The 12,159-nt window shown below is 72.8% G+C and carries 13 protein-coding genes; 9 read left to right on the top strand and 4 right to left on the bottom strand.

The features are described 5' to 3' along the window. Window positions 1-137: 137 nt before the first annotated feature. Complete coding sequence (locus tag ACFVHO_RS16495) at window positions 138-584, bottom strand: hypothetical protein (RefSeq protein ID WP_385714195.1); 447 nt, start codon at window positions 582-584, stop codon at window positions 138-140. Window positions 585-924: 340 nt separating this feature from the next. Here ACFVHO_RS16495 and ACFVHO_RS16490 point away from each other — a divergent pair, with 340 nt between their 5' ends. The 4 genes from ACFVHO_RS16490 to ACFVHO_RS16475 all read left to right on the top strand — a co-directional run bounded on the left by ACFVHO_RS16490 (window position 925) and on the right by ACFVHO_RS16475 (window position 5,143). Beyond that, window positions 925-2,241 (top strand): sensor histidine kinase, encoded by a 1,317-nt coding sequence (locus ACFVHO_RS16490; RefSeq protein WP_385714192.1) that lies wholly within the window; start codon window positions 925-927, stop codon window positions 2,239-2,241. Beyond that, complete coding sequence (locus ACFVHO_RS16485) at window positions 2,238-2,912, top strand: response regulator (protein ID WP_385714189.1); 675 nt, start codon at window positions 2,238-2,240, stop codon at window positions 2,910-2,912. The genes ACFVHO_RS16490 and ACFVHO_RS16485 overlap by 4 nt, the downstream gene beginning before the upstream one ends. A gap of 152 nt (window positions 2,913-3,064) precedes the next feature. Continuing rightward, window positions 3,065-4,297 (top strand): alpha/beta hydrolase family protein, encoded by a 1,233-nt coding sequence (locus ACFVHO_RS16480; protein WP_385714186.1) that lies wholly within the window; start codon window positions 3,065-3,067, stop codon window positions 4,295-4,297. Between the two features lie 210 nt (window positions 4,298-4,507). Then, window positions 4,508-5,143: a uridine kinase gene (locus tag ACFVHO_RS16475; RefSeq protein ID WP_385714184.1), complete on the top strand. Its 636-nt coding sequence runs from the start codon at window positions 4,508-4,510 to the stop codon at window positions 5,141-5,143. Between the two features lie 223 nt (window positions 5,144-5,366). Here ACFVHO_RS16475 and ACFVHO_RS16470 read toward each other — a convergent pair whose 3' ends face one another. Further along, window positions 5,367-6,143: a SigE family RNA polymerase sigma factor gene (locus tag ACFVHO_RS16470; RefSeq protein ID WP_385714181.1), complete on the bottom strand. Its 777-nt coding sequence runs from the start codon at window positions 6,141-6,143 to the stop codon at window positions 5,367-5,369. Window positions 6,144-6,344: 201 nt separating this feature from the next. Between ACFVHO_RS16470 and afsQ1 the strand changes: the two genes are divergently transcribed. The 5 genes from afsQ1 (at window position 6,345) to ACFVHO_RS16445 (ending at window position 10,175) form a co-directional block, all read left to right on the top strand. After that, window positions 6,345-7,022 carry a two-component system response regulator AfsQ1 gene (afsQ1, locus tag ACFVHO_RS16465; protein ID WP_037659607.1) on the top strand — a complete coding sequence of 226 codons (678 nt, stop codon included), beginning with the start codon at window positions 6,345-6,347 and terminating at the stop codon, window positions 7,020-7,022. Next, window positions 7,019-8,626, top strand: a complete 1,608-nt coding sequence (locus ACFVHO_RS16460) for an ATP-binding protein (RefSeq protein ID WP_385714178.1) — start codon at window positions 7,019-7,021, stop codon at window positions 8,624-8,626. Before afsQ1 ends, ACFVHO_RS16460 begins: the two co-directional genes overlap by 4 nt. Next, window positions 8,623-9,231 carry a hypothetical protein gene (locus ACFVHO_RS16455; RefSeq protein WP_385714175.1) on the top strand — a complete coding sequence of 203 codons (609 nt, stop codon included), beginning with the start codon at window positions 8,623-8,625 and terminating at the stop codon, window positions 9,229-9,231. Before ACFVHO_RS16460 ends, ACFVHO_RS16455 begins: the two co-directional genes overlap by 4 nt. Before the next feature lie 89 nt (window positions 9,232-9,320). After that, window positions 9,321-9,872 carry a VanZ family protein gene (locus ACFVHO_RS16450; protein WP_385714173.1) on the top strand — a complete coding sequence of 184 codons (552 nt, stop codon included), beginning with the start codon at window positions 9,321-9,323 and terminating at the stop codon, window positions 9,870-9,872. Window positions 9,873-9,974: 102 nt separating this feature from the next. After that, complete coding sequence (locus ACFVHO_RS16445; RefSeq protein WP_030362876.1) at window positions 9,975-10,175, top strand: PspC domain-containing protein; 201 nt, start codon at window positions 9,975-9,977, stop codon at window positions 10,173-10,175. Window positions 10,176-10,300: 125 nt separating this feature from the next. Here the strand turns inward: ACFVHO_RS16445 and ACFVHO_RS16440 are convergent, their stop codons facing one another. Continuing rightward, window positions 10,301-10,822 (bottom strand): ATP-binding protein, encoded by a 522-nt coding sequence (locus ACFVHO_RS16440; protein ID WP_385714170.1) that lies wholly within the window; start codon window positions 10,820-10,822, stop codon window positions 10,301-10,303. Between the two features lie 132 nt (window positions 10,823-10,954). After that, complete coding sequence (locus ACFVHO_RS16435) at window positions 10,955-12,148, bottom strand: adenosine deaminase (RefSeq protein WP_385714167.1); 1,194 nt, start codon at window positions 12,146-12,148, stop codon at window positions 10,955-10,957. Between the last annotated feature and the right edge of the window lie 11 nt (window positions 12,149-12,159).

The following is a 12,159-nucleotide window of genomic DNA, read 5'->3' as shown; positions in this document are numbered from 1 at the left end:
CCGGCGTTTGAGGACGAGGCGCGAAGCGCCGATCCGGCGGCGGACCGTCCCACCCGCACGGGACACCCACCCCCGGGGTCCAGGGGCGAAGCCCCGGTTTCGGAGAAGGGGCGGGACTGGGGAATGCCCCGCAGGGCCTATCCGGGCAACACCCCAACCACCGCCCCCACAACCGGCATCTCCGCCAACGACCCACCCTGGGTCAACGGCCCCGTGGCCATCGCCGTGGACACCGGCTTGAAGTCGGCCACCTGAGTCCCCACCGCGTTGTCGAGCGGATCAACCCCCGTCCCGGCCAACGGATTGAGCCGCAGATTCTTCGCGGCCCCCAACCCCCCGGCAGTAGCCCGATGCAACCCATCGGCGAGCGCGTTCCCAGCCGTGTTGGGATCGACGTCCCCCACCGGCGTGGCCAGCCCCGCGGCCGGCACCACCGCGGGCGCCGCCCCGGCGACCCCACTCCCCAGCCCCAACGCCGCCCCCGCCATGGAGACACCGAGCCCCGCGCGCAGCAGCGCCCGGGACGCGGGGGAAGTCTTCGACGCCGCGTGCCGCGCCGAGTCACGTGCAGGGTTTCGAGCCATGAGGACCGCCTCTACGGAGCACACATAGGTAATCGAGCGTGCACGAAGAGTAGTTGAACCGGCCCCCGCATATCAAAGACCACCTCCACCCCCACCACCTCACGAAACCTCGCCCCCCACCTCACGAAACCCCGCCCACAACCAAACAAAACCCCCATCCTGACCACCCCACAGAACCCCAAACCCCCACCAAAAGCCCCACCCCGGCCCTCCGCCTCCCCCTAGGGAGCTACCCCCCGAAACCGCCCCTGAGCGGGACGCGCACCACCCCCGCGGTCGCATAGCGTCACCACCACCGGGCCCACCGGCACCCACCACGCCCCGCCCGAAGGACCTCACCGTGCCCGCCACCCGACCTACGAACGACTCCCGCCCCACCAGACTCCCCACCCCCCTCAAACCCCTCCTCGCCCCCCTCAGCCCCCTCCTCATCTCCCTCAAGCCCCTCCTCACCTCCACCCCCACCCCCCTCCCCCCACTCACCTGGCCCCGCCCCCTCCGCCACCTCCCCCACGCCCTCGTGGCCCTCGTGGCCGTGGCGCTCTCCGCGACGGGCGCCGACCTCACGGCACGGCTCCTGGCGGTGGCCCACGCGGCCACGCTGCTGCTCGCCCTGCGCAGGCCGCCCCTCGCGTACTGGCTGTCGCTCGCCTGCTTCACGGCCGTCGCCCTCGGCCACCCGCCCACGCACGACAACGAGTTGTGGGCCTGGGTGGTGCAGGCGAGCGTCCTGTTCCTGCTGGCCCTGCGCGTCCCCCTGCTCCCGGCGACGACGGCGGCAGTCCTGAGCGCGGCCCTGGGCGCGGCCCTGAAACTCCTCGGCGCGGGCGTCGGCTCGTGGTCGACGGTCGCGACCGGCACCGCCCTGTACGCCGGGGCCCTCCTCGCGGGAGCGATCCGCCGGGGCCGCCGCGAGGACCGCGCCCGCCTGGCCGAACAGATCGAGGCGACGGCGGCGGAGCGGGCGCGGCGCACGGTCCTGGAGGAGCGCGCCCGCATCGCCCGCGAGCTGCACGACGTGGTGGCCCACCACATGTCGCTGATCTCCATCCAGGCCGACGCAGCCCCCTACCGCGTCCAGGACCCGCCGCGCGAGCTGGTCACGGAGCTGGCGTCGATCCGCGCGAACGCCCTGGAGGGCCTGGCCGAGCTGCGCCGACTGCTCGGCCTGCTTCGCGCGGAGTCCACCGACGGCACCCCGGCCGACACCGCCCCGCAGCCCTCCCTCGACCAGCTCGACGCCCTCGTGTCCCAGGTGCGGGCGGCCGGGCTGCCGGTGTCCGCGCGCGTGACGGGAACGCGCCGCGCGCTCCCGCCGGGCGTGGAGCTGTCGGCGTACCGGATCGTCCAGGAGGCGCTCAGCAACACCCTGCGGCACGCCCCGGGCGCCCCCACGACGGTGGAACTCGGCTACGGTCGCACCACGTTGGCCCTGCGCGTCACCAACGGCCCGGCCGCCGGGACCGCCCCGCCCTCGCCGGGCGCGGGGCACGGCCTCACGGGCATGCGGGAGCGCGTCGCCATGCTCGACGGCGACTTCGTCGCGGGCCCCGCACCGGAGGGCGGGTACGAAGTGACCGCGACCCTCCCCACCCGCACCACCCCCGCACCCACCCCCACCGTCTCCCCCCGCACCGACAAGGACTCCCCCGCATGACGATCCGCGTGGTGATCGCCGACGACCAGGCGATGGTCCGGGACGCCTTCTCGGTCCTGCTCGGCGCCCAGCCGGACATCGACGTCGTCGGGACGGCACGGGACGGGGCGGAGGCCGTACAGCTCGCGGCGGACCTGCGTCCCGACGTGATCGTCATGGACATCCGCATGCCCGGCGTCGACGGCATCGACGCGACCCGCCGCATCACCGCGCACCCCGACACCCATCCGAAGGTCCTGGTCCTGACCACCTTCAACCTCGACGAGTACGTGTACGAGGCGCTGCGCGCGGGCGCCGCGGGCTTTCTGCTCAAGGACGCGTCGGGCGTCGAACTCGCCGAGGCGGTGCGCGTGGTGGCGGGCGGCGACGCGCTGCTCTCGCCGGACCTCACCCGGCGTCTCATCGCGGAGTTCGCCCGTCTCGGCACCGGACCTGTGCGGGCCTCCGGCGCCCGCGTCGAGGGGCTGACCGGCCGGGAGACGGAGGTGCTCGCCCGGATCGCGCAGGGCCTGTCCAACACGGAGATCGCCGCGGCGCTCACCGTCGCCGAGGAGACGGTCAAGACCCACGTGGGCCGGATCCTGCACAAACTCCACCTGCGCGACCGCACCCAGGCGGCGGTCTTCGCGTACGAGTGCGGCCTCGTCGTACCGGGTGGCGGGCGGGGCTGAGGACGGGCGCCCCGGGCCGACTGGCTCCCCGGAGCCACGCCCGGAGTTGGCTCTCCGGCGGGACTCGCCCGGCCGCCCCCGGCTCCTACGTTGAAGTCGCCGAGGCCGCCCGCAGCGAACGGGTGCGGCCGTGAGACCAGGAGCCCACACCCATGAATCCGCACCGTCACAGGGCCCTCGCCGCCCTTCTCACCTGCGCCCTCACCGGCGGGGCCACGGCCCTCGCCACCGGAGCCCAAGCGGCCCCGGTCACCGCAGCGGCCGCCCGGGACAGTACCGCGAACGCCCGGCCCCAGGTCCCGAGCCCGCAACTGCGCCTGCCGAAGCCGACCGGCCCCCGCGCCGTCGGCCGCACGTCCCTCCACCTGACGGACCACAGCCGCCGCGACCCGTGGGTGCCGAGGTCCGGCGACCGGGAGCTGATGGTGTCGCTGTACTACCCCGCCCGGAAGGGCACCGGCACCCCGGCGACGTACATGAGCGTGAAGGGCGCCCGGCTCTTCCTGGAGGACCGGGGCATCGAGGGTGTCCCGGCGGAGGTCCTGAGCGGCACCCGCACCCACACCCGCACCGGCGCGCGCCCCGCCCCCGGCTCGTACCCCCTGGTGGTCCTGTCACCGGGCTTCTCCGTGCCGGGCACCACCCTGACGGGCCTGGCCGAGGAGCTGACGAGCCGGGGGTACGTCGTCGCGGTCGTCGACCACGCCTACGAGGCCGTCGGCGTGGAGTTCCCCGGCCGGGGGATCCTGCCGTGCGCGGCTTGCGGCCGGGTCGACGAGAACACCGTCGGGCCCGCCGCGAAGGGCCGCGCCAAGGACCTGCGCTTCGTCCTGGACCGGCTGACCGGAGCCCGCCCGGTGTGGCGGCACGCGGACCTGATCGACAAGAAGCGCGTCGGCATGGCCGGGCACTCGCTCGGCGGCGCGGGCGCGGCGGCGGCCACGGCGGGCGACGCCCGGGTGCGGGCGGCGGTGAACATGGACGGGCCGTTCGTCGACGTCGGACCCGCGTCCGACCTGTCGGGCCGCCCGATGCTGATGATGGGCACGGCGGCGGACCACAGCGGCCGGGACAAGGTCTGGGAGGCCACCTGGAACAGCCTCAGCGGCTGGAAGCGCTGGCTCCGGGTGGCGGGCGCGGACCACTTCGCCTTCACCGACCTGGCACCACTGGCAGGCCAACTGGGCGAGGACACCCCGGACGGCCTCCCGGGCCACCGCGCCGCATCAATCACCGGCGCTTACGTCGGCGCCTTCTTCGACCAGCACCTGCGCGACCGCCCCCGGCCCATCCTGAACGGCCCGAGCGCCACGAACCCGGAGGTCGCCTTCCACCATCTCGCCCGCCCCGGTGCACAGAAGTCTCGCCCCGGTGCACAGAAGTAACGCTTCCGCAAGCCGGTCCGGGGCGGCCGCACATTGTCGCCGCCCCGGGTCTGGGCACCCGGCGCACACCGGTTGATAATGGCGCGGACCACCGCCGACGAGCCATGCCCGCAGGGCGGGGCCGACCAGGGCCACGGGGGTCAGCAGGGCCGAAAGGGGACAGCCACAGCCGCCCCGTCGGCGAGACCACTGGTGAAAAGGTTCACAGCTTTGGGTTCCCATCCCCCGATACCCACCCGAGTCGTGCTGCTCGCCGGCCCCTCCGGCTCGGGCAAGTCGTCGTTCGCGTCCCGCACGGGACTGCCCGTGCTGTGCCTCGACGACTTCTACAAGGAAGGCACCGACCCGTCGCTGCCTCAGGTCGCCGGCACTTCGGACATCGACTGGGACTCCCCGCTGTCCTGGGACGCCGACGTCGCCCTCGCCGCGATCGGCGAGCTGTGCCGCACCGGCCGCACCCGGGTCCCGGTGTACGACATCGCCACGAGCTCGCGCACCGGCGAGGAGTCCCTCGACATCGAGCGCACGCCGCTGTTCGTCGCGGAGGGCATCTTCGCCGCCGACATCGTGGACCGCTGCCGTGAGATGGGGGTGCTCGCGGACGCGATCTGCCTGCGCGGCCGCCCCTCGACGACGTTCCGACGCCGCCTCCTGCGCGATCTGCGCGAGGGCCGCAAGTCCGTGCCGTTCCTGCTGCGCCGGGGCTGGCGCCTGATGCGCGCCGAGCGCTCGATCGTGGCCCGCCAGACGGCGCTCGGCGCGCACGCCTGCGGCAAGGAGGAGGCCCTCGGGCGCCTCGCGGCCGCGGCGGCGGGCCGCTGCGTCAAGGCCCGCGCGGCGGCCTGAGCGGGGCACGCGCCGCGCGAACGCCAAACAGCGGGCCCGGAAAGACCCCCCGGCCTTCCGGTCCCGCTGTCTGTTCTTCCCCGTTTCCCCCGTGGGTCCCCGTGTCCCCCGTGGACCCCGTTTCCCCCCATGAGGTCCCACCACCCCCCAGTTCCCCCGGGTGGTCCCCCATCAACTGCTTCCGCCGCTTCCCCCGAAGCGGCGGCCCCGTGTCCCCCCGTCCTCAGGCGACCAGTTCGCCGAAGGACTCCTCCTGGTCACGGCCGAAGCTGAGGACCTCGTCCTCGCGCAGCCGGCGGAGCGACCGCCAGATGCTGGACTTCACCGTGCCCACACTGATGTCGAGGATGTCCGCGATCTCCGGGTCCGTACGGCCCTCGTAGTAACGGAGGACCAGCATGGTGCGCTGGAGTTCGGGCAGCCGGGCGAGGGCCTGCCACAGCACGGCGCGCAGCTCGGTGCCGCGCATCGCGTCCGTGTCGCCCACCGTCTCCGGCAGTTCCTCGGTCGGGTACTCGTTGAGCTTGCGGCGGCGCCAGGCGCTGATGTGCAGGTTCGTCATCGTGCGCCGCAGATAGCCACCGACGGCGGCCTTGTCGCTGATCCTGTCCCAGGCGCGGTACGTGGAGAAGAGGGCGCTCTGCAGCAGGTCCTCGGCCTCGAACCGGTCACCGGTCAGGTGGTAGGCGGTGGCGTACAGGGAGGCGCGGCGCTCCTGGACGTAGGCGGTGAACGCCGCTTCGGCGTCCTCGCTCGCCGTCCGGGACTGCGTCCGCTCCCCCGAGACCTCCCTGTACGCGGCTCCCCCGTGAGCTCCCCCGTCACCGCCGCCCTTGAGTGCGTCAACCACCGTCATGTACGTGGTGTGCTGACGCCCGGTGCCGCGAGCGCACCCCCGCCCGCTCACGGCACCGGACTTCTCGTGCTTCTCAGAACTCCGGTGGACGTCGTGCAGACGCGTGACAACTGCGCTTGAGCTGGTGCTGTGCAGCGTGTTCATCTCGCGCCCCCCGTCGTGGAGTCTGGGATTTCCGTGTGACCAAAACTCTGCCCGGCCCACTTCATGGCGGTGTCCCCCGACTGTCACAGGCCTGCAACAGGCCTCGTGGCACCGAAAGGGCTCCCCTTACTCGTGTGGGTGCGGTGTGAGACCCCCGCCAACAGTCGAACTGGGCCCGCACCATGGGACAGAATGACGTTTGTGCCTTCCCTGTTGCTGATCGAGGACGACGACGCCATCCGGACGGCCCTGGAGCTTTCGCTGACGCGCCAGGGACACCGGGTGGCCACCGCTGCCACCGGCGAGGACGGTCTCAAGCTGCTCAGCGAGCAGCGGCCGGACCTGATCGTGCTGGATGTGATGCTGCCGGGCATCGACGGCTTCGAGGTGTGCCGTCGCATCCGGCGCACCGACCAGCTGCCGATCATCCTGCTGACCGCGCGCAACGACGACATCGACGTGGTCGTGGGCCTGGAGTCCGGGGCCGACGACTATGTGGTCAAACCCGTGCAGGGGCGGGTGCTCGACGCTCGTATCCGCGCGGTCCTGCGCCGCGGCGAGCGCGAGGCGAACGACGCGGCGACGTTCGGTTCGCTCGTGATCGACCGTGCGGCGATGACGGTGACGAAGAACGGCGAGGACCTGCAGCTGACGCCGACGGAGCTGCGGCTGCTGCTCGAACTGAGCCGCAGGCCCGGGCAGGCGCTGTCGCGCCAGCAGTTGCTCCGCCTGGTGTGGGAGCACGACTACCTCGGCGACTCGCGGCTCGTCGACGCCTGCGTGCAGCGGCTGCGCGCGAAGGTGGAGGACGTGCCGTCCTCGCCGACGCTGATCCGTACGGTGCGCGGCGTGGGATACCGGCTGGACACGCCTCAGTGACCAAACCGCACGACAAGCTCCGCGGGCTGCCCGCGGCCCGCAAGGCGATCCTGTCCGGCCTGCGCTTCACCAGTCTGCGGCTGCGTCTGGTCGTGGTGTTCGCGCTGGTGGCGCTGACCGCCGCCGTGTCCGCGTCCGGCATCGCGTACTGGCTGAACCGCGAGGCCGTCCTGACGCGCGCGCAGGACGCGGCCCTGAAGGACTTCCGGCAGCAGTTGCAGACCCGCGCGGGCGCGCTGCCGCTGAACCCCACGCAGGACGAGCTGCAGGCCGCCGCCGGGCAGATGGCGAACAGCAGCCAGCGCTACAGCGTGCTCCTGATCAGTGAGAACGCCAGCGGCGACCAGGTGTACGGCTACTCCGACCTGGACGCCTTCACGCTCGCCAAGGTGCCGAAGTCGCTGCGGGACGCCGTCAAGAAGGAGCAGTCGCTCTCCTCCGGCAACAAGAGCCCGTACCACCTGTACTGGCAGCGGACCGTGGACCACGGCACGCCGTACCTGGTGGGCGGGGCGAAGGTGATCGGCGGCGGGCCGACGGGCTACATGCTCAAGTCGCTCGAACCGGAGGCCAAGGACCTCAGCTCGCTCGGCTGGTCCCTGGCCATCGCCACGGCGCTCGCCCTCGTCGGCTCGGCCCTGCTCGCGCAGGCCGCCGCGACGACCGTCCTGAAACCCGTGCACCGACTGGGGGTCGCGGCGCGCAGGCTCGGCGAGGGCAAGCTGGACACGCGCCTTCGGGTGTCGGGCACGGACGAGCTGGCGGATCTGTCGCGTACGTTCAACCGCACCGCGGAGAACCTGGAGAAGAAGGTCGCGGACATGAGCGCCCGCGACGAGGCGAGCCGCCGCTTCGTGGCGGACATGTCGCACGAGCTGCGCACCCCGCTGACCGCGATCACCGCCGTCACGGAGGTCCTGGAGGAGGAGCTGGACGCCGAGACCGGCTCCGTCGACCCCATGATCGAGCCCGCCGTGCGCCTCGTCGTCAGCGAGACCCGGCGCCTGAACGACCTGGTCGAGAACCTGATGGAGGTCACCCGCTTCGACGCGGGCACCGCCCGCCTCGTCCTGGACGACGTCGACATCGCCGACCAGATCACCGCGTGCATCGACGCCCGCGCCTGGCTCGACGCCGTCGACCTCGACGCCGAGCGCGGCACCATGGCCCGCCTCGACCCGCGCCGCCTGGACGTGATCCTCGCCAACCTCATCGGCAACGCCCTCAAGCACGGCGGCTCCCCGGTGAAGGTGTCGGTGCGCCTGGACGGCGACAGCCTGGTCATCTCCGTACGCGATGGCGGTCCGGGCATTCCCGAGGACGTCCTGCCGCACGTCTTCGACCGGTTCTACAAGGCCAGCGCGTCCCGGCCGCGGTCGGAGGGCAGCGGGCTCGGGCTCTCCATCGCCCTGGAGAACGCGCACATCCACGGCGGTGAGATCACCGCGGCCAACTCCTCGGCCGGGGGCGCGGTGTTCACGCTGCGGCTGCCGCGGGACGCCTCGCCGCTGACGGCGGAGCCCGGTCCCGACCAGGAGGCCGGGGCGGACGCCGACGGGGAACGGGGCGAGGAGCGCTCCGAGGAAGGCAAGGAAGCGACATGACCAGGCGACGGCTGAGCGCCGCGCTCGCCACCGCCGTGCTCACCGCCACGCTGGCCGGCTGCGGCATCCGCTCCACGGAGGTGCCGACCGACTTCGGTCCCGCGCCCTCGCGGGTGCCGTGCGTGGCGTCGGGCCCGGACGTCTCCTCGCGCGCCGAGTCCACCGGCGTGCCCGTGCAGATCTTCCTGGTGTGCGCGTCGCAGCTGGTGATCGTCGACCGGACGGTGCGGATCCCCACCGAGAAGGCGTCCACGGACCGGGTGCGGATCGCGCAGGCGCTCCTCGACGAGCTGTCGGTGCCGCCGTCCCAGGCCGCGAAGCAAGCCGGGTACTCCACGGACGTGCGCCGCGGCATGACCGTCACCGGCCCCCAGCGGAACGACCCGGACGAGGCGCTGCGGCTGAGCACCCGCCCGCAGAGCCTCTCCTCGCACGCGCTCGCGCAGATCGTGTGCACCTACGCGGACAGCGCCGCGTCGGACGGCGACGGCTCCGTCGTCCTGGGCGGACCTCCCGGGACCGGCCTGGAGCGCTACGAGTGCACACAGGCCGTGCGGGCCCGCCCCGGCACGGTGTCGCCGCCGTCGCAGTCGCTCGATTCCTAGCGTCCGGGGGCCGCGGCCTTCCCGACCTCGCCCGCAGGAGGTCGAGCGGCTACGGAACCGATCCCGCCGCCGTCGGCGTCTTGGGGGGCGTGCGTCAAGGCTCGGGCGGGCGCGGTGCCGCCATTCGCTTTCGCGCGGCGGGAGGGGTACTCCTCGCCGCGCATCTCCTGGTCGTCGCGTGGATCACGCTGCGCCCGCTGGACGTGCCCTGGGTGAGCGCCGCGAACCTGGAGCCGCTGGCCGGCATCAAGGCGGACCTGGAGCGCGGCCCGGAGCAGGCGGCCCGGCAGATCGGCGGGGCGCTGCTGCTTCTCGCGCCGCTCGGGGTGCTGCTTCCGCTGGTCGGGGGGCGTCTCGACGTCTCGCGGCTCGCGTCGCTCGCCCGTACGGTCGCGGCGGGCGCGCTGCTGTCCCTGGGCATCGAGCTGCTGCAGACCGGGGTGCCCGGTCAGGTCGTGGACGTCGACTCGCTGCTCCTGAACACGCTGGGCGTGGCGCTCGCCCATGTCGCCGTGGTGCCCGCGGCACGGGCCCGGCTGCGCCGCCGCCGGTCCTCCGCGCGGCCCCGTGCGGCCCGCCTCAGGGAGGACGCCCCGCAGGGGGCGACCCCGAAGATTCCCAGGGTCGGTATCGCTCCGTAGCCTGACGCTTTGCCCCTTTCGCGGACCTACCTTGGGTACATCGAGGCGACGACAAGCCGAAGCCTCCCGCCCAGACCCGACCACGGTCCACAAGGAGCCCCCATGTCCGCCCTTGCCCGCCCCACCGACGGCCGCATGATCGGCGGCGTGTGCGCTGCCATCGCCCGCCGCTTCGGCTGGTCCGCCACGACCGTGCGCGTCGCGTTCGTGCTCTCCTGCCTGCTGCCGGGACCGCAGTTCCTGCTCTACATCGCCATGTGGATCGTGCTCCCGAACGAGAACAAGGCGAAGACGGCCTGGTGACGACGGCAGCTGTCCGGTACGCCGACGGACAGGACCCACGTACGGCACGGGCAGGACCCGCGCATGCCGACGGGGCGCACCCCCTACAGGGTGCGCCCCGTCGTGCGTGTGCCGTGCGGTTCGGGTCAGCCGAGCGGCAGGCCCTGGACGGGGAGGCTCCCCAGCGGCAGGCCCTGGGTGGGCAGCGCGCTCGTGGGCAGGGCGTTCGTGGGCAGCGCGTTCGTGGGCAGCGCGCCGGTCACCGTGTCGGTGGGGAGGGCGTTGGTGCCCAGGCCCTGGGCGACGGGGATGCCGCCGAGCAGGCCCTTGACCGGGTCGGCGGGCTTCGGCGCGGGCTTGGTGCCGAGCGCGCGGTCGGCCGCGCCGTCCTCGCCCTCGTCGTCGCCGCCGAGCGGGAGGAGCTTGTCGGTGGTGGGCTGGGCGGACTTCAGGCCGCTCTGGAGCGCGCTGTGACCGGCGGCCAGGGCCTCGGGGGCCCCGTCGGGCAGGCTCTGGGCGGTCTCCTCCAGCGGCAGCGTCGAGGCGACCGTGCCCAGGGCGCCCACGGCGTCCGGCCCGGCCGCGGCGCTCGCGGCACCGGCGCCCGTGGCGGCGAAGGCGGCACCGAGGGCGGCGACACCGAGGGTCTTGACGGCAGACTGCTTCATGTTGAATGCGTCCTTGATGACGGGGGCGTTGAGCGGGGCTCGACGGTAAGCACCCGCTGGTACAGCCCGCAAACAGTCGAAAGCGGCCGGGAGTTACTCCTCCCGACCGCCGTGTTGACGTACAAAATCCGTTTAGCTGTCGACGGACCCGCTGGTCGAGACCGTCTGGCGGAAGAGCCACTCGGACTTCAGCTCGGCGTAGCCGGGCTTGATGACGTCATTGATCATGGCAAGTCGTTCATCGAAAGGAATGAACGCCGACTTCATCGCATTGACGGTGAACCACTGCATGTCGTCGAGCGTGTAGCCGAAGGTGCCGACCAGGTGCTCGAACTCGCGGCTCATGCTGGTGCCGGACATCAGGCGGTTGTCGGTGTTGACGGTCGCCCGGAAGTGCAGCTTGCGGAGCAGGCCGATGGGGTGCTCGGCGTACGAGGCCGCGGCGCCGGTCTGCAGGTTCGAGCTCGGGCACAGCTCCAGCGGGATCCGCTTGTCGCGGACGTAGGAGGCGAGGCGGCCGAGCTGGACCGTGCCGTCGTCGGCGACCTTGATGTCGTCGATGATGCGCACGCCGTGGCCGAGGCGGTCGGCGCCGCACCACTGCAGGGCCTGCCAGATCGACGGCAGGCCGAAGGCCTCACCGGCGTGGATGGTGAAGTGGTTGTTCTCCCGCTTCAGGTACTCGAACGCGTCCAGGTGGCGGGTGGGAGGGAAGCCGGCCTCGGCGCCCGCGATGTCGAAGCCGACGACGCCGAGATCGCGGTAGCGGTTGGCGAGTTCGGCGATCTCCAGGGCGCGGGCGGCGTGCCGCATGGCGGTGAGGAGCGCGCCGACGCGGATGCGGTGGCCGTTCGCCTTGGCGCGGCGCTCGCCCTCGCGGAAGCCGTCGTTCACGGCCTCGACGACCTCTTCGAGGCTGAGGCCGCCCTCCAGGTGCTGCTCGGGGGCGTAGCGGATCTCGGCGTAGACGACGCCGTCCTCGGCCAGGTCCTCGGCGCACTCGGCGGCGACGCGGAACAGGGCCTCGCGGGTCTGCATGACGGCGCAGGTGTGGGCGAACGTCTCCAAGTACCGCTCCAGGGAGCCGGAGTCGGCCGCCTCGCGGAACCAGACGCCGAGCTTGTCGGGGTCGGTCTCGGGCAGGCCTTCGTACCCGTTCTCCCGGGCCAGGTCGACGATGGTGCCGGGGCGCAGGCCGCCGTCGAGGTGGTCGTGGAGGAGGACCTTCGGGGCGCGGCGGATCTGCTCCGAGTCGGGGGTGCCGGGGTGGCCCGGGCGGCCCGGGCGGTCGCTCGCTGCGCTGATCTTGCTGGTCTGGCTCGTCATTTCCGCACTCT

Origin of the sequence: Streptomyces sp. NPDC127108 (assembly GCF_042677545.1) — a bacterium.
In the GTDB taxonomy this organism is placed as follows: Bacteria; Actinomycetota; Actinomycetes; order Streptomycetales; family Streptomycetaceae; genus Streptomyces.
This window is presented reverse-complemented; position numbering and strand designations above follow the sequence as displayed.

Excerpts from the sequence above, each read along its gene's own strand:
- ACFVHO_RS16485 (WP_385714189.1), top strand. The coding sequence starts at position 2,238 with ATGACGATCCGCGTGGTGATCGCCGACGACCAGGCGATGGTCCGGGAC.
- ACFVHO_RS16470 (WP_385714181.1), bottom strand. The coding sequence starts at position 6,143 with ATGAACACGCTGCACAGCACCAGCTCAAGCGCAGTTGTCACGCGTCTG.
- ACFVHO_RS16495 (WP_385714195.1), bottom strand. The coding sequence starts at position 584 with ATGGCTCGAAACCCTGCACGTGACTCGGCGCGGCACGCGGCGTCGAAG.
- ACFVHO_RS16480 (WP_385714186.1), top strand. The coding sequence starts at position 3,065 with ATGAATCCGCACCGTCACAGGGCCCTCGCCGCCCTTCTCACCTGCGCC.
- ACFVHO_RS16455 (WP_385714175.1), top strand. The coding sequence starts at position 8,623 with ATGACCAGGCGACGGCTGAGCGCCGCGCTCGCCACCGCCGTGCTCACC.
- ACFVHO_RS16440 (WP_385714170.1), bottom strand. The coding sequence starts at position 10,822 with ATGAAGCAGTCTGCCGTCAAGACCCTCGGTGTCGCCGCCCTCGGTGCC.
- ACFVHO_RS16445 (WP_030362876.1), top strand. The coding sequence starts at position 9,975 with ATGTCCGCCCTTGCCCGCCCCACCGACGGCCGCATGATCGGCGGCGTG.
- ACFVHO_RS16435 (WP_385714167.1), bottom strand. The coding sequence starts at position 12,148 with ATGACGAGCCAGACCAGCAAGATCAGCGCAGCGAGCGACCGCCCGGGC.